Source organism: Aestuariibius violaceus (assembly GCF_040779325.2).
Lineage (GTDB): Bacteria > Pseudomonadota > Alphaproteobacteria > Rhodobacterales > Rhodobacteraceae > Aestuariibius > Aestuariibius violaceus.
Genome location: NZ_JBFONT020000004.1, coordinates 153211 through 178104, shown reverse-complemented (window position 1 = coordinate 178104; position 24894 = coordinate 153211). Strand labels below are relative to the sequence as shown.

28 protein-coding genes are annotated in these 24894 nt (G+C 65.3%); 24 read left to right on the top strand and 4 right to left on the bottom strand.

What is annotated here, in order from left to right:
- The first annotated feature begins 79 nt into the window (after nucleotides 1-79).
- The 5 genes from AADZ90_RS14760 to AADZ90_RS14740 all read left to right on the top strand — a co-directional run bounded on the left by AADZ90_RS14760 (nucleotide 80) and on the right by AADZ90_RS14740 (nucleotide 3225).
- On the top strand, nucleotides 80-328 hold the full coding sequence (locus AADZ90_RS14760; RefSeq protein ID WP_367310761.1) for an accessory factor UbiK family protein: 249 nt from the start codon (nucleotides 80-82) through the stop codon (nucleotides 326-328).
- 258 nt (nucleotides 329-586) lie between these two features.
- Nucleotides 587-1090, top strand: coding sequence for a type III secretion system chaperone family protein (locus tag AADZ90_RS14755; protein WP_367310762.1), 504 nt, complete (start codon nucleotides 587-589; stop codon nucleotides 1088-1090).
- A 32-nt stretch (nucleotides 1091-1122) separates the two neighbouring features.
- The gene (gene proC / locus AADZ90_RS14750) at nucleotides 1123-1938 is read left to right on the top strand and encodes a pyrroline-5-carboxylate reductase (RefSeq protein WP_367310763.1); all 816 of its coding nucleotides are present in this window, start codon (nucleotides 1123-1125) and stop codon (nucleotides 1936-1938) included.
- Nucleotides 1931-2269: a tRNA-binding protein gene (locus AADZ90_RS14745; protein WP_367310764.1), complete on the top strand. Its 339-nt coding sequence runs from the start codon at nucleotides 1931-1933 to the stop codon at nucleotides 2267-2269. The genes proC and AADZ90_RS14745 overlap by 8 nt, the downstream gene beginning before the upstream one ends.
- On the top strand, nucleotides 2266-3225 hold the full coding sequence (locus tag AADZ90_RS14740; RefSeq protein ID WP_367310765.1) for a 2-hydroxyacid dehydrogenase: 960 nt from the start codon (nucleotides 2266-2268) through the stop codon (nucleotides 3223-3225). The genes AADZ90_RS14745 and AADZ90_RS14740 overlap by 4 nt, the downstream gene beginning before the upstream one ends.
- A gap of 143 nt (nucleotides 3226-3368) precedes the next feature.
- On the opposite strand, the gene trhA is transcribed toward AADZ90_RS14740, so the two are convergent.
- Together trhA and fsa are read right to left on the bottom strand one after the other, a co-directional pair.
- Nucleotides 3369-4019 (bottom strand): PAQR family membrane homeostasis protein TrhA, encoded by a 651-nt coding sequence (trhA, locus tag AADZ90_RS14735; RefSeq protein ID WP_367310766.1) that lies wholly within the window; start codon nucleotides 4017-4019, stop codon nucleotides 3369-3371.
- Between the two features lie 133 nt (nucleotides 4020-4152).
- On the bottom strand, nucleotides 4153-4806 hold the full coding sequence (gene fsa, locus AADZ90_RS14730; RefSeq protein ID WP_367310767.1) for a fructose-6-phosphate aldolase: 654 nt from the start codon (nucleotides 4804-4806) through the stop codon (nucleotides 4153-4155).
- Nucleotides 4807-4885: 79 nt separating this feature from the next.
- Between fsa and AADZ90_RS14725 the strand changes: the two genes are divergently transcribed.
- A complete protein-coding gene (locus tag AADZ90_RS14725; protein WP_367310768.1) occupies nucleotides 4886-7075 on the top strand; it encodes a primosomal protein N' in 2190 nt (729 codons plus the stop codon).
- Nucleotides 7076-7657: 582 nt separating this feature from the next.
- Complete coding sequence (locus AADZ90_RS14720; protein WP_367310769.1) at nucleotides 7658-8950, top strand: ABC transporter substrate-binding protein; 1293 nt, start codon at nucleotides 7658-7660, stop codon at nucleotides 8948-8950.
- Nucleotides 8951-9032: 82 nt separating this feature from the next.
- Here the strand turns inward: AADZ90_RS14720 and AADZ90_RS14715 are convergent, their stop codons facing one another.
- Nucleotides 9033-10028, bottom strand: coding sequence for a Hint domain-containing protein (locus AADZ90_RS14715; RefSeq protein ID WP_367310770.1), 996 nt, complete (start codon nucleotides 10026-10028; stop codon nucleotides 9033-9035).
- A 192-nt stretch (nucleotides 10029-10220) separates the two neighbouring features.
- Between AADZ90_RS14715 and AADZ90_RS14710 the strand changes: the two genes are divergently transcribed.
- From AADZ90_RS14710 to AADZ90_RS14690, 5 genes are all read left to right on the top strand, one after another.
- Entirely contained in the window at nucleotides 10221-11450 is a 1230-nt protein-coding gene (locus AADZ90_RS14710; protein WP_367310771.1) for an MFS transporter, read from the top strand.
- Nucleotides 11451-11504: 54 nt separating this feature from the next.
- Nucleotides 11505-12158 (top strand): peptide-methionine (S)-S-oxide reductase MsrA, encoded by a 654-nt coding sequence (msrA, locus tag AADZ90_RS14705; protein ID WP_367310772.1) that lies wholly within the window; start codon nucleotides 11505-11507, stop codon nucleotides 12156-12158.
- A gap of 123 nt (nucleotides 12159-12281) precedes the next feature.
- A complete protein-coding gene (locus AADZ90_RS14700; protein ID WP_367310773.1) occupies nucleotides 12282-12824 on the top strand; it encodes a sugar O-acetyltransferase in 543 nt (180 codons plus the stop codon).
- Between the two features lie 7 nt (nucleotides 12825-12831).
- Nucleotides 12832-13701 (top strand): 50S ribosomal protein L11 methyltransferase, encoded by an 870-nt coding sequence (locus tag AADZ90_RS14695; protein ID WP_367310774.1) that lies wholly within the window; start codon nucleotides 12832-12834, stop codon nucleotides 13699-13701.
- A gap of 120 nt (nucleotides 13702-13821) precedes the next feature.
- On the top strand, nucleotides 13822-14169 hold the full coding sequence (locus tag AADZ90_RS14690) for a hypothetical protein (protein ID WP_367310775.1): 348 nt from the start codon (nucleotides 13822-13824) through the stop codon (nucleotides 14167-14169).
- A gap of 73 nt (nucleotides 14170-14242) precedes the next feature.
- Here the strand turns inward: AADZ90_RS14690 and AADZ90_RS14685 are convergent, their stop codons facing one another.
- Nucleotides 14243-14416, bottom strand: coding sequence for a YjiS-like domain-containing protein (locus tag AADZ90_RS14685; RefSeq protein WP_367310776.1), 174 nt, complete (start codon nucleotides 14414-14416; stop codon nucleotides 14243-14245).
- A gap of 286 nt (nucleotides 14417-14702) precedes the next feature.
- On the opposite strand from AADZ90_RS14685, the gene ruvC reads away from it, so the two are divergent.
- From ruvC to tilS, 12 genes are all read left to right on the top strand, one after another.
- Nucleotides 14703-15209 carry a crossover junction endodeoxyribonuclease RuvC gene (gene ruvC / locus AADZ90_RS14680; RefSeq protein ID WP_367310777.1) on the top strand — a complete coding sequence of 169 codons (507 nt, stop codon included), beginning with the start codon at nucleotides 14703-14705 and terminating at the stop codon, nucleotides 15207-15209.
- Nucleotides 15206-15859 (top strand): Holliday junction branch migration protein RuvA, encoded by a 654-nt coding sequence (ruvA, locus tag AADZ90_RS14675; protein WP_367310778.1) that lies wholly within the window; start codon nucleotides 15206-15208, stop codon nucleotides 15857-15859. Before ruvC ends, ruvA begins: the two co-directional genes overlap by 4 nt.
- A 316-nt stretch (nucleotides 15860-16175) precedes the next feature.
- Nucleotides 16176-17198 carry a Holliday junction branch migration DNA helicase RuvB gene (gene ruvB, locus AADZ90_RS14670; protein WP_367310779.1) on the top strand — a complete coding sequence of 341 codons (1023 nt, stop codon included), beginning with the start codon at nucleotides 16176-16178 and terminating at the stop codon, nucleotides 17196-17198.
- Between the two features lie 126 nt (nucleotides 17199-17324).
- The gene (locus tag AADZ90_RS14665) at nucleotides 17325-17951 is read left to right on the top strand and encodes a hypothetical protein (protein ID WP_367310780.1); all 627 of its coding nucleotides are present in this window, start codon (nucleotides 17325-17327) and stop codon (nucleotides 17949-17951) included.
- Nucleotides 17948-18349 carry a tol-pal system-associated acyl-CoA thioesterase gene (gene ybgC / locus AADZ90_RS14660; RefSeq protein WP_367310781.1) on the top strand — a complete coding sequence of 134 codons (402 nt, stop codon included), beginning with the start codon at nucleotides 17948-17950 and terminating at the stop codon, nucleotides 18347-18349. Before AADZ90_RS14665 ends, ybgC begins: the two co-directional genes overlap by 4 nt.
- Nucleotides 18350-18456: 107 nt before the next feature.
- Entirely contained in the window at nucleotides 18457-19128 is a 672-nt protein-coding gene (tolQ, locus tag AADZ90_RS14655) for a protein TolQ (RefSeq protein WP_367310782.1), read from the top strand.
- A 1-nt stretch (nucleotide 19129) separates the two neighbouring features.
- Nucleotides 19130-19609, top strand: a complete 480-nt coding sequence (gene tolR / locus AADZ90_RS14650; protein ID WP_367310783.1) for a protein TolR — start codon at nucleotides 19130-19132, stop codon at nucleotides 19607-19609.
- Nucleotides 19610-19615: 6 nt separating this feature from the next.
- Nucleotides 19616-20800: a hypothetical protein gene (locus tag AADZ90_RS14645; RefSeq protein WP_367310784.1), complete on the top strand. Its 1185-nt coding sequence runs from the start codon at nucleotides 19616-19618 to the stop codon at nucleotides 20798-20800.
- Nucleotides 20801-20884: 84 nt separating this feature from the next.
- A complete protein-coding gene (gene tolB, locus AADZ90_RS14640) occupies nucleotides 20885-22213 on the top strand; it encodes a Tol-Pal system beta propeller repeat protein TolB (RefSeq protein WP_367310785.1) in 1329 nt (442 codons plus the stop codon).
- Nucleotides 22214-22278: 65 nt separating this feature from the next.
- Nucleotides 22279-22806, top strand: coding sequence for a peptidoglycan-associated lipoprotein Pal (gene pal, locus AADZ90_RS14635; RefSeq protein ID WP_367310786.1), 528 nt, complete (start codon nucleotides 22279-22281; stop codon nucleotides 22804-22806).
- A 10-nt stretch (nucleotides 22807-22816) separates the two neighbouring features.
- Complete coding sequence (ybgF, locus tag AADZ90_RS14630) at nucleotides 22817-23653, top strand: tol-pal system protein YbgF (protein WP_367310787.1); 837 nt, start codon at nucleotides 22817-22819, stop codon at nucleotides 23651-23653.
- Nucleotides 23650-24888, top strand: a complete 1239-nt coding sequence (gene tilS / locus AADZ90_RS14625) for a tRNA lysidine(34) synthetase TilS (RefSeq protein ID WP_490372066.1) — start codon at nucleotides 23650-23652, stop codon at nucleotides 24886-24888. Before ybgF ends, tilS begins: the two co-directional genes overlap by 4 nt.
- Nucleotides 24889-24894 lie beyond the last annotated feature (6 nt).

Sequence of the window (24894 nt, the reverse complement as noted above, 5' to 3'; positions counted from 1 at the left end):
GGAGGGCTGCACGAAGTCAACCTTGAGCGCGCGGGGGCGGAGGCCCATATAGGCAGTGAAGCCGGAAGGAGCCTGGACGATGCAGACGCGCAACAAGATCTTCGACGATATCTCGCAACTGATGACCAACGCGATGGGCGTGGCCCAGGGCGCACGGGACGAGGCCGAGACGGCGTTCAAGGGCATGGTCGACCGGTGGCTCGCCGACCGCGATCTGGTGACGCGCGAGGAATTCGACGCCGTTCGTGCGATGGCCCAGAAAGCGCGCGAGGAAAACGCGGCACTCGAGGCGCGCATCGCAGCGCTCGAGGCTGCCGCCAAAGGCTAGAAAGCCCTTTACAGTCTCGGCCGGTCACACAACCCTTGCGGGACTGTTTCCTTATATTCACGAAACAGCTGATTTCGCGGCGGTTTATCGATCCGCCCACAACTTATTGCGGTTTGCCGCAAGAAATCCCTTTACAGGCCCCCTCTGCCTGACCACCATATCTGGTAAGGAAACGGGCGCAGAACCCCGATCCTTGAACAGGCACCTAGCGGTTGGGACGCTGCCGCAGCCCTCCCGCTAGCTTATCAGGAGGCCGTTATGGCACTGTCCGAGCAGTTCATCGCATCCGAAGACATTCATCCCATCGACGTGGTGGAGCACATCGCCGAGCACCACGACTGGGAGTTCGACCGCATCGCCGACGATCAGATCGCCATGGCCGTTGAAGGCCAGTGGCGGACCTATTCGATCACGCTTGCCTGGTCGGCCTATGACGAGACGCTGCGCCTGATCTGCACCTTCGAGATGGAACCGCCCGAGGGGCGCGTGCCCGCGCTTTACGAGGCGCTGAACCTCGTCAACGACCGCTGCTGGGCGGGGGCCTTCACCTACTGGGCCGAACAGAAGCTGATGGTCTATCGCTACGGCCTCGTCTTGGCAGGAGATCAGATCGCCGGACCAGACCAGATCGACACGATGATCAACTGCGCGGTGATGAGCGCAGAGCGCTTCTATCCCGCGTTCCAGCTGGTCACCTGGGGGGATCGGGCTCCTGCCGAGGCGCTGGATGTCGCCATTGCGGAGGCGTTCGGCCGGGCCTAGAACCGGTCCCGTCGCAAAGGCGGGGAGCGTACATGGCATTCGAAGAAATCGCCGCCCGGGGGCTGGTGCTTCTGGGCGCAGGGCGGATGGGATCGGCCATGCTGTCGGGATGGATCTCGGCAGGCATTCCGCCTGGCGCAGTTACGGTATTGGATCCCGCTCCGGCTGACAGCGTGAAGCGGTCCGGGGTTCGGATTGGCGACGATCTGCCTCAAGCGCCTGCTGTCGTCATCGTGGCCGTGAAGCCTCAGATGATCCGCGAGGCGCTGCCGCAGGTGGCCGGGTTCGGGGGCGGAGAGACGTTGGTCATTTCGGTCGCTGCGGGGACACAGATCGCACTGTTCGAGGAGATTTTCGGAGCGGGCACGCCCGTTATTCGCGCCATGCCGAATACACCCGCTGCGATCGGGCGGGGGATCACCGCGATCGTTGGGAATTCGGCGGCCGGAGCGGACGACCTTGATGTGGCGGAGGCGCTGCTTGTCTCGGTTGGTCAGGTGGTTCGGTTGGAAGCCGAGGAACAGATGGATGCTGTCACCGCGCTCAGCGGGTCGGGTCCGGCTTATGTCTTTCACCTGATTGAGTGCATGACGGCAGCGGGTATCGCCGAGGGGTTGGGCGAGGACTTGTCACGGGAGCTTGCGACGGCGACCGTGGCCGGGAGCGGTGCGCTGGCTTTGGGTACGGAGGAATCTCCGGGACAACTCAGAAAGAATGTGACCTCGCCCGGCGGCACGACGCAGGCGGCGCTGGAGGTTCTGATGGATGGCGAGACGGGCCTTCCGCCGCTGATGCGGCGGGCGGTTGCGGCGGCGGCGCGGCGGTCGCGGGAGCTGGCGGATGGATGAGATCTCGTTTGACGATTTTCTCAAGGTGGATGTCCGTGTCGGGCAGGTCTTGCGGGCGGAGCCGTTTCCGGAAGCGCGGAAGCCTGCAATCAAGCTCTGGATCGATTTTGGCCCCGAGATCGGGGAGCGCAAGAGTTCTGCCCAGATTACAAGGCATTACACAGTGGAAGAGCTTGTTGGGCGGCAGGTGCTTGGTGTCGTGAACTTCCCGCCGCGGCAGATCGGGCCGTTCATGTCGGAAGTGCTCGTCATTGGCGTGCCGGATGCGGATGGGGAGGTCGTGTTGGTGCGCCCCGATCAGGACGTGCCGATCGGAGGGCGGCTCTATTGACCAAGCTTCTTGTCACGCGGGCCTTGCCTGAGCGGGTCTTCGAGGGCCTGCCGGGGTCGGTGGACCTGACGGTTCGGGAGGAAACCGAGCCGCTGACGGCGACGGCGGCGAAGGCGGCGTTGCAGGTTTACGATGCGATCCTGCCAACCCTGGGCGACGACTTCTCGGCGAAGGCGTTCGAGGAGGGATCGCGGTGCAAGATCCTCGCTAATTTCGGGGTGGGGTATAACCACATCGATGCCGCGGCTGCTGAGGCGGCCGGGGTGGTGGTGACCAACACGCCGGGGGCCGTGACGGACGCGACGGCCGATATCGCGATGATGCTGATCCTGATGACCTGCCGCCGGGCGGGGGAAGGCGAGCGGCTGGTGCGGTCGGGCCGGTGGGAGGGGTGGCATCCAACGCAGATGCTGGGGCTCCATCTGGGCGGCAAGACGCTGGGCATCATCGGGATGGGCCGGATCGGGCAGGCGGTGGCGCGGCGGGCTGTGCATGGCTTTGGGATGGATGTGGTTTTCTACAACCGGTCCCAGAAAGGCGCCGGGGCGCGGATGCGGCAGTTGGGGAGCCTTGAAGAGGTTTTGCGGGTGTCGGATGTGGTTCTGCTGACGGTGCCGGCGACGCCGGAGACGCATCACCTGATCGACGCGGCGGCATTGGCGGAGATGAAGCCCGGGGCGCATCTGGTCAATGTCGCAAGGGGCGATGTGGTGGCTGAGGCGGCGTTGATCGACGCCTTGTGGGAGGGGCGGATCGCCGGGGCGGCGCTGGACGTTTATGAGCACGAGCCGAAGGTGCCGGCGGCTTTGCGCGAGATGGAGAACGTGGTGCTTCTGCCGCATCTGGGGACGGCGACGCTGGAGGTGCGTGAGGCTATGGGGCTGCTCGCGGTCAAGAATCTTCGGGCGTTTTGGGGCGGGAAGGCGCCGCCGAATGCGGTGAACTCGGTTTCCTGATCTTAACTCAGTCGAACGGCGCGGAGAGGGCATCGCCCTCCTTGGGGAGGTCTGGCGATGCCGGGCGCTGCCGCCGGGCGGGTCGGTTTGGGCAGTGTATAGGCGTGACTGGCGGCGTTAACGATTCGTTAAGCTTCTAAGCCTCACGCATAAGTCGTTCCCACCGCAATCGCGGCGAAGAAGCAGCCGGAACCGGCGAGGACGAAGCTGTGCCAGATCGCCTGCGAGAACCTCATGGAGGGCCGGGAATAGATCAAAACGCCTGCGGAATAGACGAGCCCTCCGCAGATCATCAGGATCCCCGCGGCGAGCGGCAGGGTTTGGAAAACCGACCAGATCAGAAGAAGGCTGAGCCAGCCGAGCGCGAGGTAGATCAGGGAATGTCCCGTCTTCGGGTTCCGCCAGAAGATGAGCTTTCGGACGGCCCCGCCGAGGGCGAGCAGCCAGACCACCGCCAAGACAACATAGCTGAATGCGCTGCCGATCAGGACGACGAGCGGCGTGTAGGTCCCCGCGATCTTGAGGAAGATTGTCGCGTGGTCGATGCGGCGGAAGAGGGGGCGCAGACGCTCCCACGGGGTCATGTGGTAGAGTGCGGATGCGGTGAAGGCGAGGAGGATCGCGACGGAGTAGATCGTGATGCCCGCAATCTCTCCCCCCGTTAGCCGTGGCCAGCCGAGAGCAAGAAGCAGCGTGACCCCGACGATGCTGCCGACGATGCCGAGCGTGTGAACGATCCCGTCGGCGATCCGCTCCGCCAGCGGATAGGAGGGATAGACATCGTTCAGCGGCATGTTGCGTCGGGCTCCTTCCGGTGTTGCATCGGCCTGTTGAACTGAACATATGGCCTGCCCCGGCGCAGTCGAGAGCCGGGACGCGACTTTGATGGCCCGAGACGTGCTGACGCCTGGTTAACGGGCCGGTCGCCTAGAGGATGGACTGGCCCGTCTTCTCCCAATCCTTGAGGAACCCCTCGAGGCCTTTGTCCGTCAGAGGATGGTTCGCCATCTTGCGGATCACATCCGGCGGGGCGGTCGCGACATCGGCCCCGATCTTGGCGCATTCGGACATGTGATTGGCCGAGCGGATCGAGGCGGCGAGGATCTGCGTCTCGTAGCCGTAATTGTCGTAGATTTCGCGGATGTCGGTGATCAGTTCCAGCCCGTCGAGATTGATGTCGTCGAGCCGCCCGATGAAGGGCGAGATGAAGGTCGCGCCGGCCTTGGCAGCAAGGATCGCCTGGTTGGCCGAGAAGCAGAGCGTGACGTTCACCATGTGCCCGTCATTGGTGAGGCTGTTGCACGCCTTCAATCCGTCCCACGTGAGCGGCACTTTGATCGCGATATTGTCGGCGATCTTGGCGAGTTCCTTGCCTTCGGCGATCATGCCGTCGGCGCTTGTATCGACGGTTTCGGCAGAGACGGGGCCGTCGACCAGATCGCAGATTTCCTTGGTCACTTCCTTGATATCGCGTCCGGATTTCATGATCAGCGACGGGTTCGTCGTCACGCCGTCGACCATGCCGAGCTCGTTCAGTTCACGGATCGCATCGATCTCGGCTGTGTCTACGAAGAATTTCATGGCGGTTCCTCCCGCGGCAGTATTGGCGTTTCGCTCGCCTCTCGTCTACCTCAGGGGTCCCGGAGGGTGAAGAGACGCGATGGACGGCTTTTTCCATGAAGGAGATTTGGTCTCGGTGCTGACGACGCAACCCGTTGGGCGGCCGTTTGACTACAAGGCACCCGAGGGGGGATGCGCCTTGGGCGCGTTCGTCGAGGTGCCCTTGGGGCCGCGCAAGGTGCTGGGGGTCGTCTGGGGGGCTGGGCAGGGGGACTACGACCGGGCCAGGGTGCGGTCGGTGATCCGCGTGCTGGATGCGGCGCCTCTCAGGGACGAGATGCAGGTGTTTCTGCAGCGGGCCGCCGATTACACGCTGACGCCGTTGCCCGCCATGTTGCGGCTGGCGACCCGGGCGCCGGGGCTGGGCGATCCGCCGTCGATGCGGACAGTCTATCGGTTGGGCGACGGTGAGCCCGCGCGCATGACCGATGCGCGGCGCAAGGTGCTGGAGGTGCTGCGGGACTATGGCGGGCTGGCGTTTACCCTGAAGGAGCTGGCGGAGGCGGCGGGGGTGACGCCGTCAGTCGTGAAGGGGTTGGTAGAAAGCGGCGCGGTGCTGGAGGAGGCGGCGCCGCGGGATCTGCCTTATCCACGGCTCGATCCGGATCTGCCGGGGAAGGCGCTGACGGAGGATCAGGCGGCGGGGGCGCAGGCTTTGGCCGGGGCTTTGCGGTCAGGGGCTTACGGGACGACGCTTCTGAAGGGTGTGACCGGGTCGGGGAAGACGGAAGTGTATCTGGAGGCGGTCGCGGAGTGTCTGCGGCAGGGGCGGCAGGCGCTGGTTCTGCTGCCCGAGATCGCGCTGACGGCGGAGTTTCTGACGCGGGTCGAGGCGCGGTTCGGGGCGCGGCCTGCGGAGTGGCATTCGGGCGTGACGATGACCGAGCGGCGCAGGCTCTGGCGGATGGTGGGGCGCGGGGAGGCTCAGTTCCTCGTGGGCGCGCGGTCGGCGCTTTTTCTGCCTTACAGGGATCTGGGGCTGGTTGTCGTCGATGAGGAGCACGATACGTCTTATAAACAAGAGGATGGGGTGCTTTACAACGCGCGGGACATGGCTGTGTTGCGCGCGTCGATCAACGACGCGCAGGTGGTGCTGGCGAGCGCGACGCCGTCCCTGGAAAGCTGGGCCAATGCGGAGGCCGGGAAGTATCAGCGGATCGAACTGACGGCGCGGTTCGGGGAGGCGGTTCTGCCGTCGATGCGGGCCGTGGATATGCGGGCGGAGGACGTACCGTCGGGGCGGTGGGTGTCGCCGACCTTGAAGGCGGCGGTCGAGGCGCGGCTGGCGCGTAAGGAGCAGGCGCTCTTGTTCATTAACCGGCGGGGCTATGCGCCGGTGACCTTGTGCCGGGCGTGCGGGCATCAGATCGGCTGCGATCATTGCGATGCGCGTATGGTGGAGCACCGGTTTCTGAAGCGGTTGGTCTGCCATCAATGCGGGGAGAGCAAGCCGATGCCGACGGTCTGTCCCTCTTGCGGGGCGGAGGATCGATTGGCGCCGGTGGGGCCGGGAGTGGAGCGGCTGGCGGAGGAGGCGGCAGGGCTGTTTCCCGAGGCGCGGATCGCGGTTCTGTCGTCGGATCTTTATGGCTCGGCCCGGCAATTGAAGGCGCAGATCGAGGAGATCGCGGCGGGGGGTGCGGATATCATCATCGGGACGCAGCTGGTGGCGAAAGGGCATAACTTTCCGCTGCTTACGCTGGTGGGCGTGATCGATGCGGATCTGGGGCTCATGGGGTCGGACCTGCGGGCGGCGGAGCGGACGTTCCAGCTGATGCGGCAGGTGGCGGGGCGCGCGGGGCGGGCGGAGGCGCCGGGGGAGGCGCTGCTGCAGACCTACCAGCCGGAGCATCCGGTGATCCGGTCGATCCTGACCGGCGACGAGGAGGCGTTCTGGCGGGCCGAGGCCGAGGAGCGGCGGCAGGCGGGGATGCCACCTTACGGGCGGATGGCGGGGATCGTTCTGAGCTCACCGGACGTGCAGCAAGTCTTTGATCTGGGGACGGAAATGGCGCGGCGCGATCAGCCCTTGAGGGCCATCGGGGCCGAGGTTTTCGGGCCGGCGCCGGCGCCGATTGCGCGGATCCGGGGGCGGCACCGGGTGCGGCTTCTGGTGAAGGCGGCGAAGGGCGCGCCGCTGCAGAAGGCGCTGGCCGCCTGGGCGGGGCAGTTCCGGTTGAAGGGCGACCTGCGGATGGCGATCGACATTGATCCGCAGAGCTTTTTGTGAGTCGTCCAAAATTCGCAGCGAAAGTTAAACCTGCGGACGGAGGATCGGCTGCGTGTCACGGGTGAGCAAGCGCGAATCGCCTGTCTGGCCTTGTTAACCAGCGAAAACCGCGTGTTGACATCCCGTCGGATTCTTGTCGGACTTCTGTCGGACATCGCAGGAGCTCCGAGGCCGGTTAACGCACCGAACGGTCCGTTGCCATGCAACGGATCCCGGGACAAAAGTGGGACTGAAAGATCATTGATATTGCAGGAGAAACAAATCGCCTCTGCGATGTATGACGTATGGTCAAAAGTCAATCCTGGGTTGTTTAGGGTCTGAAATCAGAGGTTTGGCCGGGTTTTCCGGCCTCCGTGGCGGCCTCAGAAGCTGCCATTCTCCAACATAATTCGGTCGCAATTGAAAGGTTACTGAAAGGTTCCGGTCCGTCGGGCCGGTCATCCGAACGTGCGCCGTCGGCCCCCTACCGGCGGCGCATTTCGGGACCGGAATGGGAGGACCGAAAGCATTGGGTGGCGCCCGTCAGGCTGCAAAAGGACGGCGTGCTTTCGTGAGTTTAAGAGAGGAGCTTTGCAGGACGTCATGCGCAAACTGACTGCTATTCTTGGAGGAGCGATGATCGCCCTCGGCCTCGCCCCGGCGACAGCCGAGGCTGAGCTGATCATCCCGTCATTGACCTATCGCACAGGCCCTTATGGGCCGAGCGGGATACCGTTTTCGGACGGGTTTTCGGACTACGTCACCCTGCTGAACGAACGGGATGGCGGCATCAACGGGGTGCCGATCCGGCTTGTCGAGTGCGAATACGGCTACGACACGGAAAAAGGCGTCGAATGCTTCAAGCAGACGATGGAGCAAGGCGCCCTGGTGTATCATCCGATGTCGACGGGCCTGACCTATCAGCTGATCCCGATCGCCCATCAGGAAGGCGTCGTGATCCATACGATGGGCTACGGCCTGACCGCTGCGGCGGATGGGGAGACGTTCCCTTACGCGTTCAACTTTCCGGCCCATTACTGGCACGCGGCCTCGGCCCAGATCCGGCATATCAAGGATGTCGAGGGCGGCTCGCTGCGCGGGCTGAAGATTGCCCATGCGTTTCACAATTCGGGCTATGGCAAAGAGCCGATCCCGACCTTCGAGCGCCTGGCCCGGGAAGAGGGGTTCGAGCTGCAGCTGTTCCCGATCGACCATCCCGGTGAGGACCAGTCGGCGATCTGGCCCGCCATCGAGGAGGCCGATCCCGACTACATCCTGCTTTGGGGCTGGGGGATCATGAACCAGGTCGCCCTGCGCGGCGCGCGGGACATCGACTTTCCCATGGACAAGCTGATCGGCATCTGGTGGTCGGCGGGCGAGGGCGATCTGCGTCTGATCGGGCCACGGGCCAATGGCTACAAGGCCGTGACGTTCCATGCGGTCGGCACCGAGTTCAAGATCTACAACGACATGAACATGCTGGTCTATCAGCAGGGCAAGGCTCGCGGGGACATGAACAACCTGGGCGAGGTCTACTATAACCGGGGCGTGATGGCGGCGATCTTCACCACCGAAGCGATCCGCAACGCGATGGAGATCCATGGCACGACCGAGGTGACCCGTGCGATGGTGCGCGACGGCTACGAGCAGCTGAGCATGGATGCCGCGACTTTCGACGAGCTGGGGATGGAAGGCTTCATCCCGTCGGTCGAGATCTCGTGCGAGAACCACGCGGGCGCCGGTCTGGTTGCCGTCACCCAGTGGGATGCGACGCGCCGCCAGTGGAAGCAGCTGACCGACTACTACGCGCCCGACGCGCGCCTGATCGAGCCGCAGGTCGAGGCCGCGGCCGCCGCCTTTGCCGAACAGGCAGGTCTGCGCCCGCGCGGCTGCTGATCGGGTCCAACTTGAGGGGAGAACGCCTCGGCCGGTGACGGCCGGGGCTTTTTTTGTTCTGGGGCTGGCCTGCCGGGTTTCCCTAGATCATCCCGCGAAGGGCGCGCCCCTCGCGCACGGTGATGGTCGGTCTGCTGAGATGCAGGTCGAGCGGGCCGGGCCAGCGGAGTTCGGGGAACAGCTCGAGGATCTCTTCCGTTTGCTCGGGAGCGAGCATGAGGCTGGCCTGATCGCCGACAAAGAGGCTTTCGCTTTCGGCCCCGTTTGCACGCACGATCTCGTGCCGGTCGAAGAGCATGTGGTGATAGGTGATCTGCGGGCGCGGGGTCTGGGTGATCGTGGTTCCGTTGATGAGCGCCTTTGCGGCGACGAGCACCTCGTCCTCTCCGTAAAGGATCTGGGCGGGGTAGCCAGTGATCAGCATGCGATGGTTCGGGGAGACGAGCAGGTTGCGGGTATTGCCGACAACGCCTGTCGAGAAGCGGATCGGCGCCATTGTTCCGAGGCCGCTGATCGTCCGGCCCCCGATCCACGAGATCGGCGTGAAGCCGCTATCCCGGGTCCAGACGTGATCCCCTGCAGAAAGCGTTTCGATCGCGCGTTCGCCGCTGTCGCAGAGGATGCGGGTGCCGGCGGCAAAGCAGATGAATTGGTCGTAGGGTTGGGGGTTGGTGTTCCCGATATTGGCCTCATCGGTGAACGTGTACTCGACGCCGGGTTCGAGCGGTCCGGTCGAGATGATGGCTGTGGTCGTATTGTTGCCGGTGTTGGTGCCGCCGATGGTGATCGAGTAGACGCTGGGGACGCCGTCACCGCTGAGCTCGTAGTTGAGATAGACGGGCGTGCCGGCGGGATAGGTGGTGCCATCAATGGTCACAGGCTCGGCAAGGACCTGGTTCGTGTCGCCTTCGGAGAATTCACCATCGTCGTCGTCGATGACGATCTGGATCGGTTCGGCGCCCGGTGCGAGTTCGAGGGTGAAAGGGGGATTTCCCTGTGCGGTGTTGCCGCTTTCATCCGGGGGAGGCGTTACGAAATCTGACGGCGCATAGACGTAGGCGATAAGGAATTCGGCCATTTCGGAGGTCCTCCGACAATATATGCAACTCTTGGGACTGTTCGCAATTCAGTTGAAGATATCAACCTAAGGTTATATCAGCGCGGCCGAATGTCCTAAGCCCGATTTGTCGCGCCGGGCTGCCAGGCGGTGCGGGAGCGATGTGCATTCGTGCGGCTATTCTTTCCCGGACAAGAGGCGTAAGGGCGGGGAATGAAGATCGTTCCCCTTTCCGAGGCCCAGGCGCTGCCGGTCTGGCGGCGGCCGATTGCGCTGTTGTTCCTGATGGCCGCGGCCATGCCGGTGGCGTTTGCGACGTGGTCGGCGCTGCTCAACAACTTCGTGGTCGAGGCGGCGGGGTTCGACGGGCAGGATATCGGGTGGCTGCATACGGTGCGGGAGATCCCGGGGTTTCTGGCGATCGGGGTGATCCTGGTTCTGCTGGTGATGCGCGAGCAGGTGCTGGGGCTGGTGTCGCTGGGGCTGCTGGGCGTGGCGACGGCGCTGACGGCGCAGTTTCCGACGATGGGCGGGATCCTGATGATCACGCTGCTGAGTTCGATCGGGTTTCACTATTACGAGACGGTCAACCAGTCGCTGCAACTGCAATGGCTCGACAAGGCGCGGGCGCCGCAGATGCTGGGCTGGCTGATCTCGGCCGGGTCGGGGGCGACGCTTCTGGCCTATCTGCTGATCATCGCGACGTGGGAACGGTTCGATCTGAGCTACGACTTCGTCTATTGGGTGTCGGGCGGGTTTACGGCGCTGGTCGCGCTTTACTGCTTTTTCGCCTTCCCGCAATTCGAGTCGCCGAACCCGCAGCGCAAGCAGATGGTGCTGCGGCGGCGCTATTGGCTCTATTACGCACTGCAATTCATGAGCGGGGCGCGGCGGCAGATCTTCGTCGTCTTCGCGGGCTTCATGATGGTCGAGCGGTTCGGCTATGAGGTGCATCAGATCACGGCGCTGTTTCTGGTGACGCTGGTGGCGAATATGGCCGTCGCGCCGCTGCTGGGCCGGGTGGTGCAGGTGTTCGGAGAGCGGCGGGCGCTGATCTTTGAATATGCGGGGCTGTTCGGGGTCTTTGTCGCCTATGCGGGGGTCTATTTCCTGGACTGGAGCGCGGGGGTGGCGGCGGTACTGTATGTGGTGAACCACCTGTTCTTCAGCCTGGCGCTGGCGATCAAGACCTATTTCCAGAAGATCGCGGATCCGCAGGACATCGCGCCGACGGCCGCCGTGGCGTTCACGATCAACCATATCGCGGCGGTGTTCCTGCCGGCTTTGCTGGGGATGGTGTGGCTTGTCTCGCCAGGGTCGGTCTTCGTGCTGGCGGCAGGGATGGCGGCGGTGTCGCTGGGGCTGTCGCTCTTGATCCCGCGGCATCCGGTGCCGGGGGGCGAGACGGTGTTTGTCCGGCCTGTCGCCGCGGCGGCGGAGTAGCCGGTGGGGCGGACGGGCCCTATATCTGCAGGGAGTGAGGCAAGGAGGCCGACGATGTTCAATCTGATGAGCCGCAAGCCGGTGGAGATGGTGGCGCCGGAGAATGCTCTGCCCGGGCGGGACCAGCCGATCCCCACGGCGAAGACGCATTTCGTTTATGACCGGCCGCTGACGCTGGACGTGCCCGAGGGGATGGAGGTCGCCGTTTTCGGGATGGGCTGCTTCTGGGGCGTGGAGCGGATGTTCTGGACGCTCGACGGCGTGTGGCTGACCATGGTGGGCTACGGGGCGGGCTATACGCCGAACCCGACCTACGAGGAGGTCTGCACCGGGCGGACGGGCCATAACGAGCTGGTGCGGGTGGTCTATGATCCCGCCGTGATCTCCTATGACGAGCTGCTGAGGGTGTTCTGGGAAGGGCATGACCCGACGCAGGGCATGCGGCAGGGCAATGACCGGGGGACGCAATACCGGTCGGGCGTTTATTATGTGAACGACGCGCAGAAGGCAGCGGCGGAGGCGTCGAAGGACGCGTTTGCGCCGCGGCTGGGCGCGGCGGGCTATGGGCCGGTGACCACGGAGATCGCGGAAGCCGGGGAGTTCTACATGGCCGAGGATTACCATCAGCAATATCTGGCGAAGAACCCGAACGGCTATTGCGGGATCGGCGGCACCGGGGTGAGCTGCCCGATCGGCACCGGCGCGTGAGCGGCGGCCGGGTGCCCGCCGTGCCTGCGGCACGAGCGCCCACCCGCCCAGCCGCATTCGGTGCCTTGCTGCAGGCGGTGCGATGGCGGTTTGGCGGGATTTGAGTATTTGGAGCCAGATGAAGTGACCGCACGGGCCGTGATGGGAAGCGGTGAGTGGTACTCCTGCCTGGAGCCGGAATACGAGGTCATGCGGCAAGCGGCGCGGCGGGCCGTCCATGCGCATAACACCGCAGAGCCGGACGCGCGGGGCGCGGTCTTTCCGCTGTTGGGCGCGCTTTTCGCTGCAGTGGGCGCAGATGTCTGGATCGAGGCGCCGTTCCATTGCAGCTACGGCATCAACATCACGCTTGGGGATGGGGTGTATCTTAATGCGGGATGCGTGGTGCTTGACAGTGCGGCGGTGACGATCGGGGCAGGGTCGATGCTGGGGCCGGGGGTTCACCTTTATTGTGCCGATCACCATCGCGACCCTTCGAGGCGGCGGGCCGGGATCGAGCGGGCCTTGCCTGTGACCATCGGGCGGGATGTGTGGATCGGCGGCGGGGCGATCGTGCTGCCCGGTGTGACGGTCGGGGATGGGGCGATCGTTGGCGCGGGCTCTGTCGTTTCGCGCGACGTTCCGGAGGGCGCCCGGGTTGCGGGTGTTCCGGCGCGCGCGATATAGGCCGCGGATGACGACCTTTACGGCCTTGACGACTTTGGACGGGCGCGCCCCGGCAGAGGCGTTGGGCGCGGCGATGGAGCGGCTGGATCCGGCGCCCGTCGGTGTCGGCGTGTTCGAGATCGAGGATGGCAGCGGGCTTTGGGAGGTCGGCGGCTACTTTGTGGCGCCGCCGGATGCGGGCGGGCTGGCGCTTTTGGCCGCGGCCCATGGAGCACGCGATTTTGCCGTATCGGAGCTGCCGGAGACGGATTGGGTCGCCCATGTCCAGCGGGAGCTGGCGCCTGTCGAGGCGGGGCGGTTCTTCCTTTATGGCAGCCACGATGCGGAGAAGGTGCCGGAGGGGCGGATCGGCCTACTGATCGATGCGGCGATGGCCTTCGGGACGGGGCATCACGGGACGACCCTGGGGTGCCTGCGCGCGCTCGACCGGTTGGCTTCGGATGGGGTTGCGGGCAGCCGGGTGGCCGATATCGGCTGCGGGACCGCCGTTCTGGCGATGGCGGCGGCGCGGCTGTGGGGGCAACCGGTCGTGGCGGGCGATCTGGATCCGGTGGCGGTCGAGGTGGCGCGCGCGAATGTGGCGGCGAATGGATTGCAGGGCCTTGTGACCTGCGTGGAAGCGGCGGGGTTCGATGCGCCCGAGATCGCGGCGGCGGCACCGTTCGATCTGGTCTTCGCCAATATCCTGAAAGGGCCGCTGATCGACCTGGCCCCGGAGATCGCGGCACGGACCGATTCTGGTGGGGTCGCGATCCTTTCGGGGATTCTGGCGGAGCAGGCCGAGGAAGTTTTGGGCGTTTATCTCCGAAACGGGTTCAATCTGGACAACCAGGAGAGAATTGTTGACTGGATGACCCTGACGTTAAGGAAGAACTGAGGCAAATCCGCCGATCAGCCTTCAATCCGCCGTCCTTGCCACAATGTTGACGCAATTGATGTAAAATTCTAACGAACACCGTCAGGGTGGGGGCCCTGTCTTTAACAGTGGAGCATGATGATGACTGCCAGTCATGCCGTCTTCGACAAGCGGGTGAAGCGCATCCAGCGCCAGCACCTGAAAATGAAAAAGGGAGGCGTGGTTCACTCGGTGAGCCATGACGGGCTGATCATGGCCCGGCCGCGGCGCCAATTGCCGCGTTTTCCGATCAAGGCGCTCGTTTTCCTTGTCGCAGCCGTGTTTCTTTTCAAGGCGTTCCTTTTCATTAGCCTTGGTCCGACTGAATATCAGTCCCGCGTGGAGACGCTCGCGGCGGGGACCTCTGTCGAACAGGCCGGCGGGATGCTGATGCAGACCGAGCCGGTGACGCTCTGGATTGTGGAGATGATGCAGCGCTACGCGCTGTAATTTCTGCCGACGTCAAGCAAAAGGCCGCGCTGGAATTGATCCGCGCGGCCTTTTCTTTTGCGTTCCGGGTGCCTTAGCGGCGGGCGAGGCTGTCGCAATCGCTGAGGCTGAGGCCGAGATCGGCAAGTTCGCGCGCAGAGAAGCTGCGCAGCATCTTTTCGGCGGCCCGACGGTTCTGCCATTCGGCGATGGCGGCGGCGGCACGGCCAAGAGGCCCGGTACGGGGGATGAAGATCGCGGCAGTCATGCTCGGGGCTCCTTCGTTCTTGGATTGACGTTTTTTTGGGCGGTAGCAGGGAAGATATCCGGCGAGAAGCGTTATTTCTGCATGGGTCGTCTGCCGAAACTGCATAGCGAAAAAGCGACGTAACGCGATGAAATATCGACGGTTCTCAAGGGTGCCTGTGTCGGAAACAAGCGGGTCTGCGTCGTTTTTCGGCATCGGTTGATTGGGGTGTCGCTTACAGGCCCGCTTTCCAGATGTTCGCCTTTCGTGCTAGGCACGAAAAAACGTCGAGCAGGACGGGCAGAACATGCGCATTTTGGGAATCGATCCCGGTCTTCGGAATATGGGCTGGGGGGTGATCGACGCCTCTGGCGGGCGGCTCTCCTACGTGGCCAGCGGGGTCTGCCGGTCTGAGAGCGGAAGCCTGGCGGAGCGGTTGTTGGCTTTGCATGACGGGTTGGTCGATGTGCTTGCGCGGTTCGGGCCCGATTGCGCGGCGGTAGAAGAGGTTTTCGTCAATTCCGATGCCCGGGGGACGCTGAAGCTGGGGCAGGCGCGGGGGGTGGCGTTGCTGGTGCCGGCGAAGGCGGGGCTGGCGGTCGTGGAATATGCGCCGAACCGGGTGAAGAAGACGGTGGTCGGCGTGGGACATGCGCAGAAGCAGCAGGTGGCGCATATGGTGCGGCTGCAACTGCCGGGGGCGTTGCCCGAGAGCGCGGATGCGGCGGATGCGTTGGCTTTGGCGATTTGCCATGCCCATCATGCGGGGAGCGGGACGTCGCTGGAGGCTGTAATGCGGCGGGCTATCGGATGATCGGGCGGCTGACGGGGCGGCTGGAGTATCGCGCGGCGGATCACGTGCTGATCGATGTGCGCGGGGTCGGGTATATCGTTTATGTCTCGGACCGGGTGGCGATGGCCTTGCCACCGGTGGGCGAGGCGGTGTCGCTTTATACCGATCTGCTGGTGCGGGAGGATCTGCTGCAGCTTTTCGGGTTCATGACGCTGGCCGAGAAGGAATGGCACCGGTTGCTGATGGGCGTGCAGGGGATCGGCGCGAAGGCATCGATGGCGATCCTGGGCGTGCTGGGGCCGGATGCGGTGGGCCGGGCGATTGCGATAGGCGACTGGTCGGCGATCGCGGCGGCCAAGGGCGTGGGGCCGAAGACGGCGCAGCGGGTGGTGAACGAGCTGAAGGACAAGGCGCCTGCGGTGATGGCGATGGGGGCGGCCGTGGCTGCGCCTGTGTCCGAGGAGGTTGTGGAGGTCGGTGCGCCGGTGGCCGTGGCAACGCCGCGGGCGTCGGGCGGGGCTGAGGCGGAGGCTTTGTCGGCTTTGGGCAATCTGGGTTATGCGCCGTCGGAGGCGGCGCGGGCGGTGGCCGAGGCGGCCTCGGCCGAGCCGGAGGCGGGGACCGAGGCGCTGATCCGGCAGGCCTTGCGGCTGTTGGCGCCGAAGGGGTAGGGCGGGGCGTGAGCGTTTTTGCACCAGCCTGTTCTTCTTCAGAGCGTTCCGCTTGGTGCGGAGGGCAGCGCCCGACCCGACGGGGCGGGGTTGAGCTAGTCGTGTCGTTGCAAGCTCCAGAGACCTTTGTGCTTTTTGCAGAGCGTGGAGAAGCGCTGGGCTCTGCCCGTTCACGCCGGAAATCGTCCACTGGACGATTTCTGTTTCGGCGCTCACCCCCGTGGGGGGCGGGTCGGGCGCTGCCCGGCGTGAACGCCGGGCGGATCATGGCTACTAAGCGGAGCGCCAAATTGGCGATATGGTCGGGGACTTTGGCATGACCCTCACGCCCGATCCCGACCTTCGCCCCGAACGGCAGCCCGAGGACGCGGACCGCGCCTTGCGGCCGCAGAGCCTGGACGAGTTCATCGGGCAGGCGGAGGCGCGGGCGAACCTCAAGGTGTTCATCGAAAGCGCCCGGACGCGCGGGCAGGCGATGGATCATACGCTGTTCCATGGTCCTCCGGGGCTGGGCAAGACGACGCTGGCGCAGATCGTGGCGCGCGAGCTGGGCGTGAACTTTCGGATGACGAGCGGGCCAGTGCTGGCCAAGGCGGGGGATCTGGCGGCGATCCTGACCAATCTCGAAGCCCGCGACGTGCTGTTCATCGACGAGATCCACCGGCTGAACCCGGTGGTGGAGGAGGTGCTTTATCCGGCACTCGAGGATTTCGAGCTGGATCTGGTGATCGGCGAAGGGCCCGCGGCGCGGACGGTGCGGATCGAGTTGCAGCCGTTTACTCTGGTCGGCGCAACGACGCGGATGGGTCTTCTGACGACGCCACTGCGGGACCGGTTCGGGATCCCGACGCGTCTGCAATTCTATACGGTCGAGGAGTTGCATTCGATCGTCACGCGGGGGGCGCGCTTGCTCAGCGTGACGACCGATGAGGGTGGCGCGCGGGAGATCGCGCGGCGCGCGCGGGGGACGCCGCGGATCGCCGGGCGGCTGCTGCGCCGGGTCGTGGACTTCGCCGTGGTCGAAGGCGGCGGACGCGTGACGGAGGATCTGGCTGCGCGGTCTTTGACGCGGCTGGGTGTGGATGAAGCGGGGCTCGACGGGGCGGACCGGCGGTATCTGCGGCTGATCGCGGAGAATTACGGCGGCGGGCCGGTCGGGATCGAAACGCTTTCGGCCGCACTCAGCGAAAGCCGGGATGCGCTGGAGGAGGTGATCGAGCCCTATCTGCTGCAGCAGGGATTCATCCAGCGGACACCGCGGGGCCGGATGCTGGCGCAGCGGGCGTGGCGGCATCTGGGGCTGGAGGCGCCAAAGGCCGACGGGGATTTGTTGCTGTGAGCGGCCGCGGATGCCCGCCGTGCCTGCGGCACGAGCGCCCACCCGCCCGGCCGCATTGCGGATGGCTGCCGGTTCGGTGTGGGTGGCTTTGAGTATTTGTGGCCAGATGAAGCGAGGGGGTCGTCCGTGACGGAGGCGGGCGTCGAGGCGCTGTTCACGCGGAGCGACGGCAGCTATGCGTTTGCCCGCTGGGGCCGGCCGATCGTGCCGGTGGTATTCGGGGTCGAGGAGGAGACGCTGTCGGTCTTCAAAGGGGCGATCGAGGCGGTGGTTACCTTGGCGGATCACCGGATGGCGGAGACGGACCCGGAGTTGGGGGCGAACCTTCTGATCTTTTTCTGCACGGCGTGGTCGGAGTTGCGGTGGGTGCCGAACCTTGATCGGCTGATCGCGGGGTTCGACGGGTTGCTCACGCGGCTGGAAGAGGCGGAGGCGAACCAGTACCGGGTGTTCCGGTTTGATGAGGCTGGAGCGATCCGGGCGTGTTTCGTTCTGATCCGGATGGATGCGCATCTGCAGGCGGTTCCTGCGGAGACGCTGGCGCTGAGCCAGGCCGTGCAGATGATGCTGCTCTGGTCGGATCGGGCATTCACCGACGTCTCGCCCCTGGCCGTCGTGGGCGAGGGGCGGGTGATCCTGAAGCCCGAGATCGCCGAGGTCGTGCGGGCGGCCTATGATCCGGTGATGCCCGCCGCGGCGGGTGATGCGAGCCATGCGCTGCGGCTGGCGGCGCGGTTGGGACGGGCGCAATGAGCCATCGGATGCAGATCCGGGTCTATTACGAGGACACCGATTTCGGTGGGGTTGTCTATTACGCCAATTACCTGCGCTTCATCGAACGCGCGCGGAGCGAATGGGTGCGCGAGCTGGGGATCGATCAGGTGGCGATGAAGGAGGTGCATGGGCTGGTCTTCGTCGTGCGACGGGTGGTGGCGGATTATCTGGCGCCGGGGCGGTATGACGATCTGCTGGTGGTCGAGACGATCCCGAAGGAGATCGGGCGGGCGAAGTTTGTCGTGGGTCAGGTGGTTCGTCGCGGGGAGGAGCGGCTGTTCGAGGCCGAAGTGACCATCGCCGTTCTGTCAGCGGAAGGGCGGCCTGCGCGGATCCCGGCGGAGATCCGCCAAGCCTTGTCACAAGACGCCGGTTAATTTTCGCGCTGCGAAACCCGTTGTGATTGGCTTTTCCATGCGGATTCCGCTAGGAATCCCATAATGCGGCACGTCAAGAGGGCCGCGAGGGCAAAAGAGCAGGCGTAATGGAAAGCTTCGATTATTCGATGTGGGCTCTGTTCGAGCGCGCGACAATTACCGTGAAAGCCGTGATGATCATGCTGGTGGCCGCCTCGATCTGGTGCTGGGCGGTGATCATCGACAAGTGGATCCAATTCAAGAAAGCACGGCGCGAGGCCGACAGGTTCGACCGGGCGTTCTGGTCGGGCGAACCTCTAGACGAGCTCTATGAGGATATCGGACCCGACCCGACGGGGCAGTCGCAGAAGATATTCGCGGCGGGGATGCTGGAATGGCGACGATCCCATCGCAGCGATGGTGGACTGATCGCGGGGGCGCAGGCGCGGATCGATCGGGCGATGGATGTGGCCATCGCGCGCCAGTCCGAGAAGCTGCAGAAAGGGCTGCCCATTCTCGCGACGGTCGGGTCGACGGCGCCGTTTGTGGGACTGTTCGGAACGGTCTGGGGCATCATGAACGCCTTCATCGAGATCGCCGAGCAGCAGAACACCAACCTTGCTGTGGTCGCTCCAGGCATTGCGGAGGCTTTGCTGGCCACCGGCCTTGGGCTGCTTGCGGCGATTCCGGCGGTGATCTTCTACAACAAGCTGTCGGCCGATAGCGACCGGATCGTGAACGGCTACGAGGCCTTCGCCGACGAGTTCGCGACCATCCTCAGCCGCCAGTTGGACAGCTGAGATGAGCGCTGGTGTGATGCCGCAGGGCGGTGGCGGCGGGGGGCGCAGGCGCGCCCGACGGTCGCGGCGCAGTCAGCCGATGTCTGAGATCAACGTCACGCCGTTCGTGGACGTGATGATGGTGCTTCTGATCATCTTCATGGTCGCGGCGCCCTTGCTCACCGTGGGCGTGCCGATCGACATGCCCGAGACGGCAGCGAACGCGCTGCCGACCGATGAGGAGGAGCCGTTGACGGTGACGATCACCGCCGAGGGCACCGTGATGATCCAGGAGACGGAGGTTCCCCAGGAGGAACTGATCGCCCGCCTGCGTGCGATCGCGGCAGAGCGGGAGAGTGACCGGATCTTCCTGCGGGCGGACCGCGAGGTGATCTATGATAGGGTGGCCGTGGTGATGGGGGCGCTCAATGCGGGCGGGTTTTCCAATATCGGGCTGGTGACGGATATCGGCGGCCCGACGCTCGACGGATCGAGCGGGTAGGGCGACATGACCCCCGGCGGCTACATATCAGGCGCCGCGCACGCGGTTTTTCTGAGCTGGCTCTTTCTGGGATGGGGGCTGGATCAAGAGCCGTTGCCGTTCGAGTTTTCCGAGGTGGATGTGGTGTCGGCGGAGGAATTTGCCGCGCTGACCAACCGGACAGCGCCCGACGTGCCCTCCGAGGAGCCGCCCGCGCCGGTTGTCCCGGAGCCGGAGGAGGTCGTGCCACCTGCGGCGCCGGAGCCAGAGGATGTGGCCGTGGTCGAGCCGGAAGAGGTGACGCCGCCGCCGGTGGAGGAGCAACCGCCGGAACCCGAGGCGCCGCCGGAGCCACCTGCGCCGGAACCGGAACCCAACCCCGAGCCTGTCGCTGAGCCGCAGCCGCCTGCGCCCGATCCGTTGGACGAGCCTGAGCAGGAGCCGCTGCAACCGACGCGGCCGCAGGCGCCCCAGAACCTTGCCGCTGGCGATGCGACGCGGCCGGTGCCGCGGCCGTCGGAGAGGGTGTCCGACGAAGCCAATGTCCCGCAGGAGCCCGACGTGGCGACAGCGGATGAGGTTCAGCAGGCCGTCGTGGAAGACGCCGAAGAGCCTGACGTGCAGGACGAGGCGCAGGAGGATGCGGCGCCAGAGGAATCCTCGCCCGTGACGGTGACCGAGGCTGATGAGCCTGCGGATGGAGAAGTTATTCAGGAAGAGCCGGTCGCATCGCTCGCCCCGGGTCGGTCTCTGCGTCCGCAGATCCGGCCGAACCGGCCCGAGCCGCGAGTGGCGGAGGCGTCTTCGGAGAATGTCGAGCCGGAGACGGGGAATGTAGAGGACGTGCTGGCCGGTCTCGTCGAGGAAACACCGGAAACACCGGCTGCGCCGAGCGGGCCGCCACTGACGAGCGGTGAGGTCGAGGGGTTACGGCTGGCGATCGGAGATTGCTGGGTGCTGCCGATTGCGACGGATGCGCAGCAGACGACCGTTGTAGTCTCGTTCGGATTGACGCGGGAGGGCGGCGTGGAAGGCGTTACCATGGTCTCTGCCGATGGCCCGAACCAGACGGCGAACACGGCGGCGTTCGAGGCAGCGCGGCGGGCGATTCTGCGCTGCGAGCGTGGGGGCTATGATCTTCCGGCGGAAAAATACGAGCATTGGCAGAGGGTTCAGGTGACGTTTGACCCCAACCAGATGCGGCTGAGATAAGAACAGGAAAGGCGGAACCGCATGTGTCCTGAAAAGCATTCACCAGAAGGGTTCATCCGGCCCAGAACCGAAGGGATCCGAGCCATGGTCAGATATCTTCTTGTCCTTCTTTTCATGGCTCTGGCCGGCACGGCGAGCGCGCAGGGTCGAACGTGCCCTGAAAACACACTTTGTATTGACGTGAATATCGGAACGATCGAGCCGCTTCCGTTTGCCCTGCCGACGTTCCAGGCGGAAACACCCGATGCCCAGCAGGTGGCGGCCGATATCAGCCGGGTGATTTCGGAGGATCTGACGGGGACGGGGCTGTTCCGGCAGATTCAGCAGGAGGCCTTCATCAGCCAGGTTGCGGCCTTCTCGGACCCGATCCGGTTTCCGGACTGGCGGGCGATCAATGCGCAGGCGCTGATCACCGGGTCTGTCGCCGTGAACGGGACACAGCTGGTGGTGAAGTTCCGGCTGTATGACGTGTTTACCGGCGAACAGTTGGGCGAGGGCCAGCAGCTGGCCGGGACGACGGATGGATGGCGGCGCATGGCCCACAAGGTGGCCGATCAGGTCTATGCGCGGGTGACGGGCGAGCAGCCCTACTTCGACAGCCGGGTGGTTTTCGTGGCCGAGACGGGGCCGAAGGACAACCGGCTGAAGCGACTGGCGATCATGGATTTCGACGGCGCGAATGTGCAGTACCTGACCGACAGCAGCTCGATCGTGCTGGCGCCGCGGTTTTCGCCGAACGGGGACCGGGTGCTTTATACCAGCTATGAGAGCGGGTTCCCGCGGATCAACATGATCGACGTCGCCTCGGTCGGGCGGCGGGAGATCCAGACCGCGCCGGGCGAGATGGCGTTTTCACCGAGATTCTCTCGTGACGGGCAGGAAGTGATCTATTCGCTGGCCAATGGCGGCAACACGGACATCTACAAGACGAGCCTTGCCACCGGGCAAAGTATCCGGCTGACGCAAGCGCCGTCGATCGAAACCGCGCCGAGCCTGAGCCCGGATGGGAGCCAGATCGTGTTTGAGAGCGACCGGTCGGGGAACCAGCAGATCTACATCATGTCGGCGGGTGGCGGGGAGCCGCGGCGGATCAGCTCGGGCTCGGGCCGGTACGGCACACCTGTCTGGAGCCCGCGGGGCGATCTGGTGGCGTTCACCAAGCAGGATCAGGGGCGGTTCTTCATCGGCGTGATGCGGACCGATGGGAGTGAGGAGCGGCTTCTGACGGCCTCGCCCCTGGACGAGGGTCCGACATGGTCGCCGAACGGGCGTGTCATCATGTTCATGCGCGACCCGCTGGGCGCGACCGGGGAGCCGTCGCTCTATTCGGTCGATATCACGGGGCGGAACCTCAAGCGGATCCCGACGCCGGGGCCAGCGTCTGACCCGTCGTGGGGGCCGTTGCAGCCGTGATTCACAAGGCGGGCCGGGCGTGTTATCGTCGGCGCGAAACATGACAACGAGCAGGACAAAAACACATGTTTTCTTATCGGACAGCGCTTTTTCTGGTCGCGGGCCTTGCCCTTTCGGCCTGTACGGATCCCGACCGGTTCGGTGAAAACGGCGCGGGCGGCGACCCGAACGGCGGCTTCGGCGAAGGCGTGCCGCTGGGCGGCCCCGGTGGTGCGAATGACCCGACGAGCCCGGCCTTCTTCAACCAGACGGTGGGCGACCGGGTGCTTTTCGCCGTTGACCAGTCGACGCTGACGCCCGCGGCGCAGCAGACGCTGAACGGGCAAGCGCAGTGGCTTCTGCAGAACAGCGATTATCTGGCCGTGATCGAAGGCCATGCGGACGAGCAGGGCACGCGGGAATACAACCTTGCCCTTGGCGCACGCCGGGCGAATGCGGTGCGCGAGTACCTGGTCTCGCAAGGGGTGCCGGGATCGCGGCTGCAGACCGTCAGCTATGGCAAGGAGCGCCCGATCGAGATCTGCTCGACCGAGGAATGCTACCGGCAGAACCGTCGGGCGGTGACGGTCATCTCGATCACCGCGACAAGCTAAGGAGAGCGCGATGCGCCGTCTTGTCTTCAGCCTGATGCTGGCCTGTGCCCCGCTTTCCGCGATGGCGCAGGACCGGGAGCAGACACTGGCCGATATCCGGCAGGAACTTTCGGTTCTGTTCGTCGAGATCCAGCGGCTGAAGCGAGAATTGTCGACGACGGGCGGTGCGCAGCCGACCGCGGGCGGATCGGTGCTCGACCGGGTGAACGCGATCGAGGCGGAGTTGCAGCGGCTGACCCAGCGCGCCGAGCAGCTGGAGTTCCGCGTGGATGCGGTAGTCCGCGACGGGACGAACCGGATCGGCGATCTGGAGTTCCGGTTGTGCGAGCTTGAGGCGGATTGCGATATCGGGTCGCTGGGCGATACGCCGTCGCTGGGCGGGGAAGAGGCCGCGCCGAACACGGCGCCGCCGGTATCTCTGCCCCCGGCGGTAAGCGGCGGGTCCGAAGGCGGACCGGCTCTTGCCACGGGCGAGCAGGCGGATTTTGACGCGGCGCGGGAGGCGTTCGAGTCGGAGGATTTCCGGGCGGCTGCGGATCGATTTGCGCAGTTCATCGAGACCTATCCGGGCGGGCCGCTGAGTTCCGAGGCGCATTTCCTGCGGGGGCGGGCGTTGCAGAACCTTGGCGAGATGACGAATGCGGCGCGGGCCTATCTTGAGGCCTTCTCAGGCGCGCCGGACGGGCCTTTGGCGCCGTCTGCCCTGACTGCTTTGGGGGCGAGCCTTGGGCGGATCGGGCAGGTGCAGGACGCCTGCACGACGCTGGGCGAGGTCGCCGTGCGTTTTCCCGAGAGTGCCGAGGTTGCCGCTGCGCGGCAGGAGATGACGAACCTCGGCTGCTCGTGACGCCAGAGGAGTCGTTCGCCCTTTCCATGGAAGACCTGACTGCCGGGGCGCCCCCGGCGCGACTCGGCTTGGCCGTCTCCGGCGGGTCGGATTCCATGGCGCTTTTGCAATTGGCTTGTGCGTGGGCTGCACCCCGGGACGTTTCCCTGTCGGTCGCGACGGTGGACCATGGGTTGCGTGCGGGCGCGAAGGACGAGGCGGCGCTGGTCGGAGAGATCTGTGCAGGGCTGGGGCTGCAGCACTCTGTCCTGGAATGGCGCTGGGAGGGGCAGGGGAATTTGCAGGACGCCGCCCGGGACGGGCGGCGGCAGCGGCTTGCGGATTGGGCACGCGCGGGCGGGATCGGTGCGGTTCTGCTGGGGCATACGGCGGACGATCAGGCGGAAACGGTGCTGATGCGGCTTGCGCGCGGGTCGGGCGTGGACGGCCTTTGCGGGATGGAGGCCGTGACGGAAACGGAGGGGGTGCGCTGGTGGCGGCCTCTTCTGGATCAGCGGCGGGCAGCGTTGCGCGCGTGGCTGAGCGCGGGCGGGCACCGGTGGGCGGAGGATCCGAGCAACGCCGATCCGCGTTTTGACCGGGTGCGGGCGCGGGAGATGCTGGAGGCGCTGGGCGATCTGGGGCTGACGGTCGACCGGCTGACGCGGACGGCGGAGCATATGCGGGCGGCGCGTTTGACGCTTGAGAAGGCCGCCGCCGAATTCGTCGCCAAACATGTAACCGAGGAGGACGGCGATCTGATGATCGGCCGGGCCGGGCTGGAACAGCGGGAGGGCGATACGCTCTGGCGGGTTCTTGCGGAAGCGGTGCGCTGGATCGGTGGTGGTCACTACAGGCCGCGTTTTGATGCGCTGCGGTTCTTTCTGGATCGCGCCATGGAGGGACGCCCGGCGACGCTGGGGGGGTGCCTTGCCGTTCCGGCGTCGGATGGGGCGTTGCGTTTCATGCGGGAGGCGGGCGCTGTTGGAGCGCCTGTGCCTTATCGAGCCGGGATGGTCTGGGATGGCCGCTGGGTAATCGAGGGGCCGGAGGAGGAGGGCCTAACCGTTGGCGCCCTTGGCGACGCGGATCTGGCGCAGGTCGACTGGCGGGCGACGGGGCGGCCCCGCGCGGCGCTTGCGGCGAGCCCGGCGCTGCGGGCGAATGGCCAAATTGTTGCCGTACCTTCGGTTGACGCCGGGGAATGGACGGCGCGGATCGTCGCGCCTTTCGCGACACGGTTCGTTTCCCGTTGAAGATCG